This is a genomic window from Streptomyces sp. NPDC031474 (assembly GCF_055581185.1).
The window spans coordinates 267,858-287,234 of sequence record NZ_JBVIJX010000007.1; the positions used below are offsets into that span (position 1 = coordinate 267,858).

Annotated in this window: 9 protein-coding genes; 3 read left to right on the plus strand and 6 right to left on the minus strand. The window is 70.0% G+C overall.

Annotated features, from left to right (window positions below; genetic code table 11):
* Positions 1–31: 31 nt before the first annotated feature.
* The gene (locus ACZ5SK_RS16470) at positions 32–730 is read right to left on the minus strand and encodes a hypothetical protein (RefSeq protein WP_468576195.1); all 699 of its coding nucleotides are present in this window, start codon (positions 728–730) and stop codon (positions 32–34) included.
* 127 nt (positions 731–857) lie between these two features.
* On the opposite strand from ACZ5SK_RS16470, the gene ACZ5SK_RS16475 reads away from it, so the two are divergent.
* On the plus strand, positions 858–3,032 hold the full coding sequence (locus ACZ5SK_RS16475) for a UvrD-helicase domain-containing protein (protein ID WP_468576196.1): 2,175 nt from the start codon (positions 858–860) through the stop codon (positions 3,030–3,032).
* Positions 3,033–3,042: 10 nt separating this feature from the next.
* On the opposite strand, the gene ACZ5SK_RS16480 is transcribed toward ACZ5SK_RS16475, so the two are convergent.
* A complete protein-coding gene (locus ACZ5SK_RS16480; RefSeq protein ID WP_468576198.1) occupies positions 3,043–4,842 on the minus strand; it encodes a sigma-70 family RNA polymerase sigma factor in 1,800 nt (599 codons plus the stop codon).
* 206 nt (positions 4,843–5,048) lie between these two features.
* Here ACZ5SK_RS16480 and ACZ5SK_RS16485 point away from each other — a divergent pair, with 206 nt between their 5' ends.
* Positions 5,049–8,042, plus strand: coding sequence for a hypothetical protein (locus ACZ5SK_RS16485; RefSeq protein WP_468576199.1), 2,994 nt, complete (start codon positions 5,049–5,051; stop codon positions 8,040–8,042).
* 82 nt (positions 8,043–8,124) lie between these two features.
* Positions 8,125–12,825: a DEAD/DEAH box helicase gene (locus tag ACZ5SK_RS16490; RefSeq protein ID WP_468576201.1), complete on the plus strand. Its 4,701-nt coding sequence runs from the start codon at positions 8,125–8,127 to the stop codon at positions 12,823–12,825.
* Positions 12,826–12,957: 132 nt separating this feature from the next.
* On the opposite strand, the gene ACZ5SK_RS16495 is transcribed toward ACZ5SK_RS16490, so the two are convergent.
* From ACZ5SK_RS16495 to ACZ5SK_RS16510, 4 genes are read right to left on the minus strand one after another with little or no spacing between them, the layout of a single operon-like run.
* Positions 12,958–14,793, minus strand: coding sequence for a TniQ family protein (locus tag ACZ5SK_RS16495; protein WP_468576202.1), 1,836 nt, complete (start codon positions 14,791–14,793; stop codon positions 12,958–12,960).
* A 14-nt stretch (positions 14,794–14,807) separates the two neighbouring features.
* A complete protein-coding gene (locus ACZ5SK_RS16500) occupies positions 14,808–16,091 on the minus strand; it encodes a TniB family NTP-binding protein (protein WP_468576203.1) in 1,284 nt (427 codons plus the stop codon).
* Entirely contained in the window at positions 16,088–18,373 is a 2,286-nt protein-coding gene (locus ACZ5SK_RS16505) for a transposase (RefSeq protein ID WP_468576205.1), read from the minus strand. Before ACZ5SK_RS16505 ends, ACZ5SK_RS16500 begins: the two co-directional genes overlap by 4 nt.
* Positions 18,373–19,050 (minus strand): TnsA-like heteromeric transposase endonuclease subunit, encoded by a 678-nt coding sequence (locus ACZ5SK_RS16510; RefSeq protein WP_468576206.1) that lies wholly within the window; start codon positions 19,048–19,050, stop codon positions 18,373–18,375. Before ACZ5SK_RS16510 ends, ACZ5SK_RS16505 begins: the two co-directional genes overlap by 1 nt.
* Positions 19,051–19,377: the final 327 nt, after the last annotated feature.

Consider the following 19,377-nt stretch of genomic DNA (forward strand, 5'->3'; position numbering starts at 1 on the left):
TTAGGGCTTCCCGCTGACAGTCAGGGGCGCTTCAGCCCTCGTCCAGGCACGCACACCACAGCGCGTAGCCCCGCTCCATCTCGTCCAGTGCCGCCCGGGTGAACCGGGCGTCCACGAAGGCTCGGTCAACGAGCCGTTCCGCGAGTGCGACCAGGTGCACCGCGACGTGCTCCACCCGCTCCCCGCGCACCCGGTCCTGAACTCGCTCCAGGCGTTCCTGACGCTCCCACAGGTCGGCGAGGCTCGCGCCCGGCTCCTCCTCGTCGTCGTACACGGACGGCACGCGTGGCAGCAGGTCGGCGGTGAGAGCGGGGACGGAGTCCAGGGCGGCCGGCTCGTCCGGTCCGCCGTTGCCGAGGATGCGGTTGGCGATCGTACGGACGGCCTCAGAGCGCTCGACACGCGCCGCCTGGGCCCGCAGGGCGCCGAGCAGTGCCGGGACCTCGGCCCGGGCCCGGCGCCGCAGGGTCTCCGCGAGTGCGGTCGTCAGGTCCTCGCCCAGGTCCGAGGCGTCGTCCAGTACGTCGTTCGCCGCGCCGACCTCCTCGAAAGCGCGCTGCGCGGTGCGGGCCGCCTCGGTGAGCAGGGCGATGTCCTCGGCGGTCGGCTTCACGCCCGCCTTCAGCCGGGCCACGGCCGCGTCCAGAGGGTCGCCGGCCAGATCGAAGAGGTCCACGCAGTCGTCTTCCAGGGCGAGTTGGCCGTCCGTATCCGGTTCCAGCAGTGTCATCTCCCCAACAACCCCCGCGCTCGCGATGCCCCTGTGTCGTCCGCAACTCCTGCGACGAATCATGAAGGTTTTCGTGAACTGAGTCAACAGATACTCTGTCGGTCGGTGTTGTCGGAGGGTGGGGAACATGCCGCAGATCGCGATCACCAACACGTTCTGGGAGGGCGTCGACCGGCTGGACAAACCGGCCCGCGCCCGCGTTCACAAGGCGATGGCCAAGTTCCAGCAGTTGACGGTCCCGCAACTCCACGCGGACAAGGGGCTGCACCTGGAGTCGGTGGTCAGCTCGCGTGACCCGCGGATGCGGACCATCCGCGTCGACGACGGGCTGCGGATCGTGCTGCTCGCGCCCGACGACGGCAGCGACGTCTTCGTCTTCGTCCACGTCGTCCCCCACGACAAGGCCTACTCCTGGGCCCGCCGACGGCTCTACACGGTCAACTCCGTGACCCGCTGCCTCGAAGTACGCGACCTGACCGCCATGGAGCAGATCACCCCGCTCTTCGCTCAGGAGGCCGCCGCGGCCCCCCAACTCCTGTTCGCCCCCTGGTCGGACACCGTCCTGCGGCACCTCGGCGTCGACGACGTCACCCTGCGCGCCGCACGCACCGTCACGGGCAAGGCGCAGTTGGAGGCGTTCGGGTCGCTGATGCCGGAGGACCAGTACGAGGCGCTGTGGCTGCTCGCCGAGGGCCTCGACCCGGACGACATCTACCGGGACCTCGTCGCCGTACGCCAGAAGACGACCGTCGCCCAGAGCGCGGCGGGGGAGGACACCGCCGGGGACGACCTGGCCGCCGCCGTCACCCGCACCCGCAGCCGCATCGCGCTCGTCACCGGCCCCGACGAACTCGCCGACATCCTGACCAAGCCCTTCGCCGCCTGGCGGATCTTTCTCCACCCCACCCAGCGGCGCATCGCCTACCGGCCCGGCTATGCCGGACCCGCCCAGATCACCGGCGGCCCCGGCACCGGAAAGACGGTCGTCGCCCTGCACCGGGTCAAGCACCTCCTGGACCGGGCACCCGACACGCGCGTCCTCCTCACCACCTACACCGGAGCCCTGGCCCGCTCCCTGCAGAGCAGCCTCGCCCTGCTGCTCGACCACGACCCGGCGCTGCTCGCCCGTGTCGACGTCACCACCGTCGACGCCGTCGCCCACCGCGTCGTACGGCAACTGCGCGGCAACCCGGGGACCGCGCTCGGCGACCGGGACGAGCGCACCCGCTGGCAGCGCGTGGCCCGCCGCCTCGAACTGTCGTGGAACGAGGCGTTCCTGTCCCAGGAGTACCGGCACGTGGTCCTCGCCCAGGACCTGCGGGGCGAGGAGGAGTACCTGGCGTGCGAACGGCGTGGACGCGGCAGCGCGCTCGGGCAGACCCAGCGGCGGCGCGTCTGGCAGGCCGTGACCCTGTTCGAGGACGGCCTGACCCGTGACCGGGCGCACACCTGGCTCCAGGTCTGCGCCGAGGCCACCCGGCTGCTGCGCGACAAGCCGGGTGCGGGACCGGCGTACGACCATGTCGTCGTGGACGAGGCGCAGGACCTGCACCCGGCGCAATGGCGCCTGCTGCGCGTCCTGGCGGCCGAAGGCTCCGACGACCTGTTCGTCACCGGCGACCCGCACCAGCGGATCTACGACGCCCGGGTCTCGCTGCGCTCCCTCGGCATCTCCGTCGCGGGACGCAGCGGACGACTGCGCGTCAACTACCGCTCCACCGAGGAGATCCTGCGCTGGGCCCGCGGCCTGCTCGACAGCGAGCCCGTCGCCGACCTGACCGGCGACGCCCACGACGCCCTCACCGGATACCGCTCGCTGCTGCACGGCGCACAGCCCGTGTGCGAAGGGCACGGGAGTGAGAACGAGGAGGCCGACGCCGTCGTGCGCCGGGTGCGCGACTGGATGGACGCCGGTGTCGCCCCCTCGGACATCGCCGTCTGCGCCCGCTTCAACACCCTGGCAGGCAAGCTCGGCGACCGCCTCGCCGCGGCCGGCATCCCCGTGGTGCGGGTGCGGGACGGGGAACCGGAGAGCGCGGTCGGGGTACGGGTGTCGACGCTGCACAGCATGAAGGGCCTGGAGTACCGGTGCGTCGCCGTCGCCGGGGTCACCCGCTCCGCCTTCCCGTTCGCGCCGGCCGTCACCCCGGCCGAGGTGGACCGCATCCAGCACACCACCGACCTGGCCGCCGAGCGATGCCTGCTGTTCGTGGCCTGTACCCGGGCGCGGGAGGCGCTGTATGTGTCGTACAGCGGGCGGGCCAGCGAGTTCCTCGATGGGTGGACCGGCACCTTGAAGTGACGGCCTCGGCTCAGGCCTCCGCTCCGTCGGTCTTGCCACCGGGACCGATGCGCTGCCGGGGCGCGGTGGTGAGCTGGCGGCCGTCGTGGATGACCCGGAGCAGTTCCTCCTCCACCAGCACCACGACTGTTACCCCTCTCAGAGCGGCTCCGACGCTGATCGCTTGGCCCTCGACCGTGATGTGCCCGGAGGAGCTCACGCGGTGTCGCTTGCTGGTGAAAACCAGCGGGACAGCGGACTCGGAAGAAGCTGCGGCCTCGGGAAGGCACGTGGACTTTGATGCCGTGGGCGCGGTCTTCACCCATGCGGGGCGGGTGCGGCGCGGCTCGGCGGGTCGCGCCGGGAGAACGGAGCGGGACATCCCATAGGCGACGACCAGGTCGCGCAGCACCCCGGTGGCCTGCTTCTCGATCTGGCGCACCCGTTCCCTGGTGACCCCGAGCTGCCGGCCGATGGCATCGAGGGTCAGGCCGTGGCCGCCGTCGACCACACCGTGGCGCAGTGCGAGGACCCGAGCCTCGCGCGGGGACAGGTGGTCGAGTAGGAGAAGCACCTCGTCCGACGCCAGTCCCAGATAGTCCGGTTCGTCTTCGAGGCTCCGTGCTTCCCGCGTCGTACGGTCGAACTCCTCGTGCAGCAGCTCGTCGCCGATCGCCTCGGTCAGTGCCTCCAGGGGGACCGTGGTGCGAACCCGCGACAACAGGGCTCGTGCCTCGTCCACCGGTGTCCCCACGCGCGCGGCGACTGCGGGAAGGTCGTCGTGGGGCGAGTTCAGTGCCAGGTCGCGGGCGGCCCGGTGGAGCGCGGTGACGGTGTCATGCGCGTGCACAGGGAGCCGGATGGTGCGGCTCTGATCGGCTATCGCGCGCGTTACCGCCTGACGGATCCATGGCACGGCGTACGTCGAGAACTTGAAGCCCTTGCGGTGGTCGAACATCTCGATGGCGTGGACCATCCCGAGGTTGCCCTCCTGGACCAGGTCCAGGAGGTCCAGACCGCGCCCGGTGTACTTGGCGGCGATGCTCATCACCAGCCGGAGATTCGCTTCGGCGAACTCCGTGAAGGCCTGTTCCCCGCGCCGCGTGATCTCCTGGAGTTCGCGGCGCAGCCTGGGGGCCAGCTTCCTGCCGCCCTCATCCAGCTTGTCCCATGCCAGCACTCCCGCCTCGATGGCTCTCGCCAGCTCCGCCTCCTGCTGCCGGGAGAGCAGCGGGAACCTGCCGATCTCCTTGCGGTAGTGCTTCAGAGAGTCGAACACAGGCTGCTGTGGGGAGGCGTCTTCCAGCGGGGCCTCGGCGGTGGGCTCGAGGCGGAGGCTCGGCGAAGGCGGGTTGGCAGGTGCAGCCGCAGGATCGACGAGCATCTCGTATGGCTTCTCGGCCCACAGCGGCGGCCGGGACGCGGGTGAAACGTCGAGACGGAGCGCTCGAACGGTCAACGCGGAAAGGTCCAGCCTGCTGTCCTGATGCAGCTCAAGAGTGAAGCGCGGCGGTCTGCGTGGTTCCGGCTTCGGCCCCGCTGGAACCCGGAGTTCACTCTGCGTGTCGCTCAACGTCTCTGTGGTTGCGGGAAGTTCTGGCGCGGTCGGGGCTGCGGAACCGCCTTGCAGACCGAACGCGGCCACCGCGGCCGGAGGCAGTGCGACCCCCTCCGCCATCACCCGGCTCAGCACCTCGGCCACCACCGTGGGATCCGCGCCGACCAGCAGTCCCCGCAAGGCCACCGGAGTCAGGGCTCGCTGTGGCCCCGCAGCAGTCACCAGCGCCTCATGCAGCACGGCCTGTGCCCCGGCCTCGATGTCCGTCGTCATCAGCGTGCCCCCCATGTGCCCTACAGCGGTGCGACGAGCCTTCTCGCATTGCACCACCCGCCACTGACAATCAGTTACGCCTGGGTGGAGAGCGCACCGTTCACCTGCGGACTCCCCATGCTCCTTATGTGAAGGAATGGTAGAACGTACAACGATGGTCGGTCCCGGGCGAGATCGCGTACGTCCGAGGCGGGGAGGGGCGGGACATGCTGGTTGATCCCACGCAGCTGCTGGACGACTGCGAGCGGGCCTGGCGCGAGGTGGGGGAGCCGTCCGCTGGCGGAGTAGAGCCGGACGCCGCCGTACGGACCGCGCTCGTCCTGGAGGCGCTGGTGGCGTACCGGCTGCTCGCGGACCACTCCGACCTCCCGCGCGACACAGTGTTCACACGCTGGCCCGCCTGCGCGGTCCACACCGTGGCCCTGGCCGACGGTCCGGAACTGCCGCGTCTGGTGGCCGAAGCACACGCGCGCGTGCTCGCGGCGCGCCCCGACCTGGGGTCACACGGAGCCGCCCCGGAGAGTGCCGGCGAGTGGAGCCGCGCCGCGCACGAGGCCGCCCGCTCGCTGGGCTGGACATGGCGCGCCCCGACCGCGGTGGACGATTCGGTCGCCCCGTCTCGCATGCCTGCCCCTCCCCCCGAGCTCCGTCTCGGCCCCGGCGCGGGCAGCGTGCTGCTGACCCTGCCCGGCGAGCCGGACGCGGGGGACTGGCAACTGTCCGCCGACGGTGAGGTGTTCGCGGTCCAGCCGCCCTACTGGGTGCTGCCTGGCCCCGTGCGCCGTGTCGAGGCGACGGATCCGACGGGAACCACCCATCTCTCGGCCGTCGTGGACCCGGATGCCGCCCTGCTGGCCTTCGACGCCGACGGCCACCGCATCACCCCGGACGAGCCCCTGCCCGCCGCCGAGATCAGCCTCCTGCACGCGGGCGCCCTGCAGACCGAGGGCACCGACTTCGGCGTCGTGGAACTGCCCACCCCGTACGGCTGGAACGGCTGGACCCTGAGCAGGGTTTCGCTGACCGGGGTGACGCGGGTGCGGGCCTCCGCCGCGGTCCCGGGAAGCTGGCTGGACGTCGCCGCCGGACGGCCGCTCGGCTGGGAGGGCGGTGCGACGCTGCCCTGGATCACGGGCGACGACGGGGCACCCGTGTGGCACCGTCCGCCCGCTCTCCGGCTCCCGCGGCGCGCCGGCGAGCCGGACGCGCGACTCTGGCAGGCCGACGTGCGCCGCCCCGGCCACGAGGAGCCTCTCGCCGGTCACACCGGCTCCCCCGGGGTGCTCCTCGACCCCTGGAAGGACGTACCCCGCCCGCTTCTGGGACCGTACGAGATCCTCGTCCACCGCGTCGGCTCCCGGCGCAGGCGCAGACTGGCGGCCTTCCTCGCCGAGGGCCTCACGGCCGAACCGACCGCCGAGTGGCGTCTGCTCGCCCCGCACGGAGGCCTGGCCCCCGCCCGGCTGACCCTCGGCACCGGCGGACCGGTCACCGCCTCCGCGCACGCCGTCGCGTTCTCTCCGTACGAGATCGCCAAGAGACTGGTGCTGGACGACGGGGTCCGTCAGTTCGCCGTCGAGGTGCGCATCCCGCACTCCGAGGTCCGCCTCGAACTCGGCGGCAGGCCTCTGACCTGGTACATCAGGCCGCTCGACATCGACGCGGCGGACCTGGCCGGAGAGAGCGCCCTGACCGTCCGTCTGCCGGAACAGGCTGTGGCGGTGACCCCCTTGCTGGCACTGGTCGTCGAGGGGACGACCCTGCACACGCTGCGTCCGGAACGTCGCACTCGCACGCGCAGAGGAGACCTCCGGTACTCACTGGCTGCCTTGATGGACACCGTGCGCGACTGCGTGAAAGCCGAGATACGGCTGCTGGTCGCGGGGGAGAGCATCCATGTCGGGACCGTGCGAACCCAGCCCATCGCGGAGGACGTCGTACCGGACGGCGGCGGACTCCTGCTGCGGGGCCTGCGCCACCCCGGCGAACTGACCGCCCGCCTGTACGCGGTCTTCGCCCCGTGGGAGCAGCCGTTGACAGCCACGGTCGACCAGAGCGACCGTATCCCGCTGCCCTCGGCCTGGCGGTCGCTCGGCCCCCTGATCGTGCACCTGAACGCGGGCGCCCCCACACCCCCCACTCCCGGATGGCCCCGCCTCCGGGACCGTGACACCCTCGTGCTGCGCCGGGCCCAATGGACCTCCGCCGCCGGCCACGGAACCGGCGCCGGGGTCTCGGAGTACCTGGCCGGACGCGGCGAGCTGCCGCGTGGCACCGACGCGATCCCCTACCAGTGGATCGTGGCCGCCCGCGGACGTGACCTGCAGGCGTGCGGAGCCAGAGAGACGGCACCGGCGGAATGCCGCAGCGCCCTCGCGGACGCCGGGCCCACCGCCCTCACGGGAGCGGCCGACAGCGCGCTGCGCTCCGGCGAACTCGCCTCCGTGCTCGCGGGCAGCGGTCTTGCCGCCCTGCGGATACGGGAGGTGGCGGACCCGGCCGCAGTACGTCACGTCTGGCGGCAGGCGCCCTTGTGCGCGCTGCTGCTCACGGCCCCGTTGCTGCCGTATCTCTCCGGTGACCTCGCCTATGACGTCGGCGAGTTGTACCAGGAGGAGGAGGAACTCCTCGGCGAAGTGAGCCAGTTCCTGGGCGACGCCGCCATGGCGTTGCTAGCCGGGCACGCGGACCCGAGCCGCACGGTCGGCCGGTTCGACGCCCAGACCCGTGCCCTCGACCAGCTCCCCGAACTCCAGCAACAGGCCGTATGGCGCAGTGCCCGTGTCGTCCCGCGCGGCCTTCTGGACCCCGACACCCGTGCCGACGCGGCCTGGCAGGCGTTCCGTGCCCGCAGGGACCTGCAGTACCACGCCACGCGTGAGGAGTTCCGCGACGGCCTGGACGCCGTATCGATCTTCCTGGACGACGGACACCCCGACCTGGCCCAGGCATTCCGTGGACGGGACCCAGGCCAGTTGCACGGGCCGGGCGAAGCCTGGATGCGGGTCCCTCAACTGTCTCTGGGATGCGCGCTGATCGCGAGGCTCGCCGCCGCCGGTGACGCCCGTGCCGCCGGTCTGGAACGGGGGCTTCGCCACCTGTGGACGCCCGTCGCCTCCCACGCACCGGATCTCACCGCCGTCGACATCGCCCTCGCGGAATGCCTGGTCACCGCAGAGGCCGTGCACAGCACCGGCTGACCACCGGTTCGCGTCCAGCCCGTCCCGCAGCGGTACCGCCCCACCGCTCGTCCGAAGCCAACCGTCACATCGGAGCCAACCCGTGCCCAGCCTTGACCCGCTCGCCACCTCCACCATGATCAGCGACACCTACCGCCGCTACCTGCGTTCCCTGCTGCCCCTGCGCGAGCCCCGCCTGGCCGAGGCCCTCGCCCACGCCATCGACACCAGCCCGCTGCTCACCAAGGGGCCCCTGCTGGAGGCCACCCCCGCCTACGCGCCGGGCGCCACCCTGAACGAGCTCGTCGCAGAGGGCGTACTCGACTCCGCGTTCCGGCAGCTGACCGGCCCCGCACTGCCCGCCGACCGTCCCCTGTACCGGCACCAGGAACAGGCGCTGCGCAAGGCCGTCGCCGGACACAACCTCGTCGTGGCCACCGGCACCGGCTCCGGCAAGACTGAGAGCTTCCTCCTGCCCGTCCTCAACGCCCTCGCCACCGAACACGCCTGCGGCACCCTCGGACCCGGCGTCCGCGCCCTGCTGCTCTACCCGATGAACGCCCTGGCCAACGACCAGATGAAGCGACTGCGCCGACTGCTCGCCGACACCCCCCACATCACCTTCGGCCGCTACACCGGCGACACCAAGGATGATCCGCAGCGCGCCGCCGACACCTTCGAGCAGCTCAACCCCGGCGAACCGCGCCTGCCCAACGAACTGCTCAGCCGACGCGAGATGCGCGCGACACCGCCCCACATCCTCCTCACCAACTACGCCATGCTGGAGTACCTGCTGCTCCGCCCCCAGGACATGGACCTCTTCGAGGGAGAGCAGGCGGGTTCCTGGCGGTTCGTCGTCGTCGACGAGGCCCACGTCTACGACGGAGCGCGCGGCGCGGAACTCGCCATGCTGCTGCGCCGCTTGAAGGACCGTGTGGGGTGGGGGCGGGAGATCCAGGCCATCGCCACCAGTGCAACCGTCGGCGCGGAGGAGAACCCGGCTGCCGTCACCGCCTTCGCCCAGGCCCTCTTCGACGTCCCCTTCCGCTGGGACGCGAGCGACCCGGCCGCCCAGGACCTGGTCACCGCGACCCGGGTCGCCACACCCGACGGCCCGCACTGGGGGCCGCTGCCGACCACCGAGTACCTGCGCCTGGCCACGACCGCCGACCCCGAACCGGAGATCGTGTCGGCCGCGCGCATGCACGGCCTGCCCGCCGGCACGACCGCGGCCACCGCCCTCGCAGCCGAGACCGGAACCGCGGCTCTGCGCCGGGCCCTCGCCGACGGGCCCCGGCCCGTGAACGAGATCGCCCGCGACGTCTTCCCCGGTGACCCCGTCGGACCTGCGGCGGTCACCGCGCTCATCCAACTCGCCAGCCAGGTGACCGACACCGACGGCGCTCCCGTGCTCTCCGCCCGCTACCACCTCTTCGCACGCGCCACGGAAGGCGCCTTCACCTGCCTCGACCCGGCAGGTCCCCACCTCGACCTGGCCCGCCACGAGACCTGCGCGCGGTGTGCCCGCCCCTCCTTCGAGCTGGGCGCCTGCCGCCGCTGCGGTGCCGTACACCTGCACGGCACCTTCACCGGCAAGGGGGCACAAGCCCGCCTCACGCACCGCAAGTCTCCCGACAGCCCCCACACCTGGCTGCTCCTCGACGGGGACGGCTCGGACACCGGTGCCGACGAGGACGACGAGACACTCGGCGACAGTGCCAAGGGCGGCCTCAAGGAACGCAGACTGTGCACACGCTGTGCGGCCGTGCACCCCGCGGCCACGGCATCCTGCACCGCTCCCGGATGCGGTGGCACCGAACTGCGCCGCGTCCACCAGCTCGACACCCACGAGGGGACCCCGGCCGCATGCCTCGCCTGCGGAGCGCGCGGTCACGGCATGATCCGCCTGTTCGAGGCGGGCAACGAGGCTTCGGCCGCCGTCCTCAGCACCGCCCTCTACCAGGCGCTGCCTCCGGTGACCGACGGCCCGGCCGCCGCACTGCCCGGACAGGGCCGCAAGCTGCTGTTCTTCAGCGACAGCCGGCAGGCCGCCGCGTACTTCGCGCCCTACCTGGAGGACTCCTACACCCGCATCCAACACCGGCGCCTGATCACCCAGGCCGTCCGGCAGGGCTGCCCCGCCCCCGACGAGCCCCTGCACATCGACGACCTCGTCGCCCACACCATCCGCGCCGCCGACCGCGCCGGAGTCTTCCGCCGCAACGACTCCCGCCAGGCCAAGCAGCGCGAAGTGGCCCTGTGGGTGATGCAGGAAGTGCTCAGCCTCGACGACCGCCAGTCACTCGAAGGCCTAGGCCTGCTCCGCATCGATATCGACCGCGAGCCGTTCTGGCAGCCGCCCGCCGCCCTCACCTCACTCGGCCTCACGGACGACGAGGCATGGCTGCTGCTGCAGGAACTCCTGCGCACCCTGCGCAACCAGGGCGCGCTCACCATGCCCGAGGACGTCGACGCGGGCGACGAGGCGTTCGCCCCGCGCAAGGGGCCCATCTGGGTCCGCTCCCAGGGCTCCGAGGCCAAGCGCAGGGTGATCAGCTGGCTGCCCAGCGCCGCGAGCGCCTCGAACCGACGCGTCGACTACCTCGTACGCGTACTCGACGCCCTCGGCCACCAGGGCGAACGACGGGCCACCGCCCTCGATGTCCTGAACCGCCTGTGGACCGACCTCACGACAGGCCACCTCGCCGACTGGCTGCCGTCCGAAAGCCAACCGGGGATCGGCGTCGTCCGCCGACTCGACCACGCCTGGCTGCGGTTGCGACCGGTGACGGCGGACAGCGGTCGGCTGTACGCCTGCGACCGCTGCCGCCGCATCACCGCGCTGTCCGTGCGCGGTGTGTGCCCGACGCTGCGCTGCACAGGATGCCTGGAGGACTTCAAGCCGTCGCCCGAGACGGACGAGCACCTGCGGCGCCTCTACTTGACCTTCGACCCCGTTCCTCTGCGCGCCCAGGAGCACACCGCGCAGTGGACCGGGGAGAAGGCCGCCGAGATCCAGGGGGAGTTCGTCCGAGGGCAGGTCAACGCCCTGTCCTGCTCCACCACCTTCGAACTCGGCGTCGACGTCGGTGAACTCCAGGCCGTCGTTCTGCGCAACATGCCGCCCTCCACCGCCAACTACGTCCAGCGTGCTGGCCGCGCCGGCCGCCGCGCCGACTCGGCCGCGCTGGTCCTCACCTACGCGCAGCGGCGGCCCCACGACCTTGCCCGGTTCGCGGAGCCCGAGCGGATGATCGCCGGAGAGGTACGGGCCCCGATCGTCCCCGTCGACAACGTCCGGATCGACCGCCGCCACGCCCACTCCATCGCGCTCGCCGCCTTCTTTCGTGCCATGAAGGACGAGCGGGGCCGGATCTGGCGCAAGGCGGGAGAGTTCTTCCTTCCCGACGACACCACCGGCGAGATCGCCGCCCACACGGTGCGCGACTGGCTGACCCCCGTTCCGGACAGCGTCATGGCCTCCCTGCGCCGGGTTCTCCCCGACCAGGTCCAGAAAGAGATCGGCATCGACTCCGGCGACTGGGTCGCCGAACTGGACCGGCTCCTGCGGGCCGCGCAGCAGATCCTCGACCAGGACGTCACCTCGTACAGCGAACGCCGCGACCAAGCGGCGGTCGCCCGCAAGTACCGGCAGGCGGAGATGTACGAGAAGGTCATCCGTAACCTCACCCAACGCGAACTGCTCGGCGTCCTCGCCAACCGCAACGTGCTGCCCAAGTACGGCTTCCCCGTGGACACCGTCGAACTGCGCATCCCCCAGGAGGGTGGCGCCGTCTCGGGGCAACTCGAACTCACCCGTGACCTGAGCGCCGCCGTCCACGAGTACGCCCCGGGGGCCGAGATCGTGGCGGGCGGCCACCTGTGGGCGTCCGCCGGCGTCTACCGGCTGCCGGACCGCGAACTGGTCAGCCGCCACTACGCCGTGTGCGCGGCCTGCGGCCGCTACCGGGAGGCCACCGAACCCGTGGACCCCGTCTGCGCCGCCTGCGGCACGCAGTCCGCGGCCGCGCAACGCCGGTACGTCGAACCGGTCTACGGTTTCGTCGCTGCGCGCGGACCACAGCGCCGCCCGGGGCAGACCCCGCCACGACGGTCCTGGTACGGCGACGTCCACATGTCCACCGACACCGCCGACCTCCAGGAAGGCGCGATCACCTTCGTCTCCGGCCACACCACGCTCTGGTCGGCGGGCACTCGGGGAGAGATGGTGGTCGTCTCCGAGGGACCGGCCGGTGCCGGATACCAGATCTGCGACTGGTGCGGCTGGGGCCGTCCGCACGCTCAGGCCGGGCCTTTGCGCGGCGGCCACCCGCACCTGCTGAAGGACACCCAGTGCACGGGCCCTCTCCGGGTCGTCTCCCTCGCTCACCGGTACCAGACCGACTTCCTCCAGATCCATCTGGACCCGCTCACAGCCCTGACCGCCACCCCGGCCCGTCTGCGCTCCGGCTTGTACGCACTGCTCGAAGGCGCCGCCGCGCGCCTGGAGATCAGCCGCGACGACATCGACGGCACGGTTCACACCGGCACCGACGGCATGCCGTCCCTGCTGCTCTTCGACACCACTCCGGGGGGCGCGGGCAACGCTGTGTCCATGGGCGAGCGGCTCGAACCGGTTGTCTCTGCCGCGCTTGCCCGGGTGGCGGCCTGCGAGTGCGGCCCGGAGAGCAGCTGCTACGCGTGCCTGCGGAACTTCCGCAACGAGCGCTTCCACGAGCTGCTGAGCCGCCGCGAGGCCATCGCACTCCTTGATGCCCTGACTGGCCGTGGGCTGAAGGGATGAGATGCACTTCCTGCGGCGTTGTCGCACGATCGAGGGCGGTCCCCGTGAGACCGCCCCGCAAGATCGAAGTCCCGCTATACTCCCGCTACCCAGCGAAAAGACCAGGTCAGACAGCGAAATCCTGCTGGAGTACTAGCCGAGCGACGTTGGGCGAGCGCCTGAGTCGATGTCCCGGGCGAGTCGCTGCGCGTACTCGGAGAGAACGTGGCGCAGGTCGGCGTAGTGGCGCAGCGGATCGGGGCGGGAGTACTGGAACCATGCGGTGTTTCGCCGTGCCGCCCAGTGTTGCTGGATTTCGGTGGGTTGCGTGGCTTCGAGCGGGCGCGGAGCGAAAAGATGCTCGCCTCGCGTGACCAACGTCCAGATGAACACCGAGGCGTCCTGACGCTTCCGGTCGTTGGTCAGTGCGCGGAACTGGCCGAGGGGGGGCGGGAGTTCTCCGACCAGGGCGTTCCAGGCGTCGATGCTGAGTACCCACTCGTGAAGTGCTTGTCGCCTGCGCCGGTAGTCAACTGGTGGTTGACGTGGTGATTGCAGTTCTGAGGCAAGAGCGCGGAAGGCTCTGTCGAGCTCAAGAGGGTTGCAGCCTGCCCGCACTGAGCGCCGAGTCTCGCGTCCAGTGAGCAGGTGGGTCTGGACGGGTGTGATCCCGAGGAACTCCGCGGCGTCGTCGTACGCTCCGCCCATGGCCCACTGGACGAGTCGGACGGCGGCGGCCCTCCGCACGGCCTTGGATGCCGAACCCGCGCAGCTGGCCAAGTAGCGCTGATACCAGTCCGGCTCCAGGAACGCCGGAATGTGCTCGGCTTGGTAGCCGATTCGGAGCGGTGCTCGTGTGCCCCCGCGGCCGCTGACTCGGGGAAACACCCGGGTCGCGGGCTCAGCGACCTGCCGAAGTCGCTCAGAGCAGTCGTTTTTGTGCCTGTCATAGAGAACTGCCCACGGTGTCAGGCTTGAAGGGCTACCGAAGGCGGCGCGCGTGACCTCCGACAGGAGGTCAGGCAGGTCGTCTCTCGAAAGAAGGCGATCTGCGGCCATCAGTAGAGCTCCGCACGCAACGGGGTCGCGCGGTGGCGTGTCGCGGACTTGTTGGTTGCGCCTTCCGCCTGAATCGGCGTGCATTTTCTGCGAATTGGAGTCGATTCGCTCAGCGGTCTCGGTATCCAGGAGGTCCCGGCTATGAGGCCATGCCGTGCTGATCAGCGCGGTGGCCAGCCGCAGATCGGTGAAGTACTCGGACGCCTCCGTGGTTCGAGTGGGCGATTTCAGGCGGCCGCGGAGGTATTTCTGGAAGCGGAGGAGGTCCGCAGTCGGTTGTGGCCGGTCACGTGCCCGGGCGGTGCGGTGGTCGAGTCTGCCGGCGCAGGCGAAAGACTTCCTCCTCGGCGTCTGAGCGTCGACCGTCCACCTGCATTGCGCTGGATGCAGCGTATGGTCGTTGGCTCGCTGGACCAGTGGTCCTTGCGTGTCGTGCGGCTGACCGCAGTGCGGGCATGCGGATTCAAGGTAGAGCCGATGCTCTGTGCAGGCGAAGACGATGGGCAGGTGCCAGAGCTTGAGCCAGGGCCCGCCGTGCAGTTGCTGGGCTGCAGTGCCGTCGCCTGCCAGACAGGAGGGGCAGAAGCGTGGTGAGCCGACATAGAGCCATGCGTCTGGTCTCATCAAGCGCCCTGGTTTGGGCAGGGACCGGGCGATCGGAGGATAGCGGTCCCGCCACTGCGCCAGCGTCAGAGCGGAGACTTCTCTGGCCGTCTGTCCCGTGAGACGGGCGAATGCTTCGGCCTGAGGCTTGGGAAGGTCCAGCAACAGACTGCCGGGGAAGTGATTTGGGTTGCTGTCTTGCTTGATCCAGTCCGCTTCGCGGATCAGGCGCAGAGGCGAGAGGCCGAGACGGTGCCCGAGCCGAAGCAGATAGCTGACCAGGGATTCTCCCGATAGCGGTTCGAGACTCCGGGGCAGTGGATGCATCACGGCTCCATCCGTCAGGCGCCCGCGCGGGCAGCCGGACCAGGGTCATCGAAAACGGTGTTCCGGGGTCGTTTCGCCTGCGTGGCCTTCTTGACGGCGGTCCGCGGGGCGGCCGGGATGACGGGCTCGTCCGGCGGCTGCTCGGGCTCGTCCCGCCGGAGCACGATCTCGTCCAGCAGCATCTCGTCGATCATTTCCTTCCCGGACTCCATGGCTTCCTGGGCGCCGTCTTCGAGCAGGCGTCCCAGCAGGCCGATGACACCGCCGGTGCGACGCATCAAGTACTCCGGCATGCCGCCGCCGGTGAGCATGCCCTGCGTCGCGTTCATCAGCCGCAGGTGCTTCTCGATTCCGTTCAGATGATTGACGAAGGCCGCGATCTGTTTCGGGGTGGTGTAGCGGAACCGGTCGATCTCGATGAGCTCGAAGCGGTGTTCCGTCTGGGTGACTTCCAAACCGTGGATGCGGGTCGACTCCAGCTGTGGCATCTCCCACTGCCGGGTCTTCTTGTTCCACTTAGCCTCACGCAGCAGCCCGATGCCGGAGATGTTGACGCCGGTCAGGATCAGAGTGACGTCTAGGCTCATAAAGGCCCGCATCAGGTCGAGGACGTCCTGGTCGTCGGCCCTGTGCATCCGCAGCCGGCTGATGTCGTCCAGAATCAGAGCCTTGACGCCATGGTCATAAAGGGAGTCGGCGACCTGCCGCACCAGTTCCGGCAGCGTGGCCGACTTGCGGGTCGGGGCCCGGAAGAAGCCCAAGATCGACGTGCAAAGGCTCCTCGGGGTCGCCGTCACCGGGGTCGAGACATAGACAACCGGCGCGTGGAGATCACGGGTGCCCGGCAGAGCCTGGGGGTTGAGGTGGCTGTGGAGTTCCAGCCACTGCTTTTCGAAGACCGCCCCGGCTGAGCAGACAGACGCGGTCTTGCCGTAGTTGCCCCAGCCGCTGATCATGACGCCGGCGCGGGTCGGGTCGTTCTTCTTCCTCGTGTTGCCGCTCAACCGGCGCCGGATCAGCTTGCCGACCTTGTCGTGCATGGGGGTGTCCTGCAGCGGGAGGTTCGCGTTCGTCAGCTCCCGGTAGAGGTCGTAGTCGTACTGGCGGCTCTCAGGGAGCATCGACCACTGCTGCGGGGAGATCGTCGGAGCGGGGACGAGTAGGTCGTAGTGGGTGCGGTAGTGCTGCCAGCCGGCGTAGGTGTCGAGGGGCGGGCGGCTGCCCAGGATCAGCTCGGCGATCCTGGCTCGTGAAGGCAGACCGTCCAGCGGATCATCGTGAGAGACGGCTCGGGTCACGTGTCGTCCTCCTGGACAGGTGTATCGGCTTCCAAGTCGTCGGGGGGCGGAAGCCGAAACATGGGACGCCGGTTCAGGGCCTCGTGCAGCATTGCCGGGACCACGGGCTTGACGTCGGCGAGGGCTTCTTCGCGTCGTCGACGGCGGTCGGCGTCGACCGCATGGTCGATCGTGCGGGCGTGCTCGGTCCAGGCCGCGGGCATCTCAGCCGGAGCTGGCTCATCCGCGATGGCGGGTGCGGCGGGGCGGTCAGCGGCCGCAGCCTGTGCGCGGGTGATCTCGCGGGCTTGGGCGACGCGCTGCTTCTTTCCGGCCTTCCTCTTGGCCTGGCTGGGCCATTGGTCGACTGGGGTGACCGAGCCGAGGATCCCGAGCAGATGTTCCAGGAGCTCGCTCTCGGAATGGATCCTGATCTTGTTCGCCCTCACGCGTGTCAGCAGGGCGTCGGCAGTCTTGTCCGAGAACGCAGGGATCTCACCTTCGGGCGGCAGTCCTCTCCAGCGCAGAATGTGCCAGGTCTCGTGGTCGGCAGGGTCCTGGAAGAACACCTGCCGACGGTCCCTCCGGTCGCTGCGGACAACCCACTTGCCCGCGTGTTTGCCGCCCCGGGCGGAGGGCTGTTGGAAGCGCGGCTCGTCGAAGACTGGATGGTGATACCAGAGCCCGAGGATCTTCACCCCGCGACGAGGATGGATCTTCACGTGGTGTTTGCGCAGGACCTTGTAGTAGAAGCTCGGTTCGGGGAAGTCCAGGTCGAAGCCGCCCTGTTCCATCGCGGCAGCGAACAGGGTGTTGGGGCTGTGGTCTTCACCCGGCGCCCAACTCGGGGCGTATTCACCTAGTTTACGGTTCTGCCAGATCTGGACGATCCAGGTCGCGATGATGTGCTCGGCTTGCGCGAGCGTGAGGCTCGCATCGCGTTCCGGGTCGGCCCCGCGGTCCGCGACGTCACCGCCGGTGAATCCCAGCAGGTGCTCGAAGAGCATGGTCTGGATGGTGAGGAACTGACGCTCGACCGCGAACTTGTCGGTCTGCCGCAGGACGCGAGCAGGCAGGATCCGGCAGCCGATCTCCGTTTCGGCTTCCACCAGGTCGTGATTCTTGTAGGGGCTCCCGTGGTCGGTGGTGACCGTCTCCGGGGCGAAGAACGGCAGAGCGGCGACCCGGTGCCCGGTGAACTCGGCGATCACCTCGGCCGGCACCCCTGCGTAGGGCCATTCCATGTCCTCGCCCCAGCCGTCCCGCATCGGAAGCGGCAGCATCACGTCCCGCAGCAGCATCGCGATGTCGACCGAGGTGTCGGACTGGAGCGTGAGCCGGAAGGCCGGCAGCCCGTGCGTGTAGAGATCGAGTGTGAGGGTCAGCGTCGCGGTGATCGCGTCGCCGAACACGGTCTCGCGCAGCTTCACCGGCATCGGGGTCGAGTCCAGCACCAGAACCTGGCCCGGCCGGTGGACCACCATCCGGCCGGAGACCCCGGCCTCCGCGGCCGCCTCCGCCGTCCGCCCGTAACGCGGCCGGGCTCCGCCGGGTCCGAACCACTCCTTCCAGACGGCCGCGAGCGTCCAGCGGGAAGGGATCTTCTCAGTGGGAAACGTCGGGAACCGCTCACGCATGTATTGGTGCACCAACCGGTGCTTGGCACCCTGGCTCAGGCGGGCGCGTGGGCCGCACTCGGCCTTTACTGCGAAGATCGCCTCCCGGACCTCCTTCGTGATGGTGCGGTGCCCGCTGCGTCGCCGCGTCCAGCGCCCGTCCGCGCAGGCCTGCAGGAGACTGTCGCCCGCCAGTCCCGACAGACGTACTAGCGTCCGGTAGCTGAGGTGCTGCAGACCGCACCGGACCGCCTCCGGACGGGGCATCGCCTCTATCTCCGCAGCCTTCGCGTACCGACGCTGAGTCAACGTCGTGCGGTCCGGGTCGTAGGCCGGCCGGGGCTCACCCGGCAGGGCCCGAGCCGGGTGGCCCTCCCGGAACCCCGTCTCAGCCTCCAGCACGTGCGCCGCCCGCAGCCGGACCAGCTCTAACTGGTCCTTGGTCAAGTCGGCCAGTGTCCTTGGCTGCCGGGCGACCGGCGGCGGCCGCCCTGACTCGACTGCCGGAAGAAGCCGGAGGTCAGCATGGTTGATGAGCCAACGGAACGAGCGGGTCTCCGCGCGGCCGTCGTCATCCACGAGGACGAGCCGGCCGAGTTGGCCGTGGACGTCGTCAACCGTCCACTCGACGCCATTGAGCGCGACCCGCCTACCCGGCGCGATCTGCAAGAACCCCCTCGCTGCCATCACACCGCCCAGATCAGTGAGCCTTGGCGCAAGGGACTGCCCAGGTCAACGCCGAGCTCGCGGTGCCAGAGCAGCCGGACGATGTTCGCCCGGCCAACGGAAGGCACGCTGGTTGCCTCCGCCAGGTCGGAGAACGTCATCGCTTGCCCCTGCTGCCCGCTGATAGCGGTGAGCAGCTGCTCGCGCATACCGAGAAGGTCCCTCGCCGGCCGCCGGCGCGAGGACAGATGGTCAAGGACGCTCCAGACATGCGGTCGCCAGCCCGCGACCACCGAGTACCGCCAGCCGCAAGCAGCCGCCACTTCCCTGGCCGCCGCGAACTTCAGCGCGTCCTCTTCCTTGATCAGCTCCATCGGGCGGACGTCCAGCAACCACATCCCACCGCCGATCACGGCCAGGAAGTCCGGGATGTGCCAGGCATGCCCGCCCGCATGCTCGAAGTCCAGCCGGAACGGCTGCGACAGCACTTCCGATGCCCCCAAGAAGTCCAGCGCGACCAGCAGGCTCACTTCCTTCAGCGACTCGAAGCCATGCTTCCCGCCCGCTGAGGCCATCGCCTCCAGGCCCGGGCGGTGCCGCTGCTTCGCCCGCCACGTGAACCCCCGCATCGGCCGGGACGACATCACCGGTACGTGAGCCATGTCCCGGACCGGCCAGCAGACCTCGTCGGCGCCCACCTGCCACGTCGAACTCCACCGACGCGGCCAGTCATCCCCGAGCCGCAGCCGATCCCGCAGTCCGGCGTCCCCGTCGTACGCCGTGACAAGGTGGTCCAGCTGACTTGAATCCGACGGGATCTTCGCTCTCGCTGCCTCGCCCACTCATCCAGAGAAGCACCACTCGACCGGCGACGGGGGCGTTTCGCCGGTACTGCCCGCAACACAGCGTGACGGGACCAAGATTTGCCAACCAGCGTTCTCCATGTGCCAACTAAAATTCTCCGTCGCAGCACGTGATCTTATGCGCCCGCACCAGATTGTATAAACGTGCATAGCGACGTATAG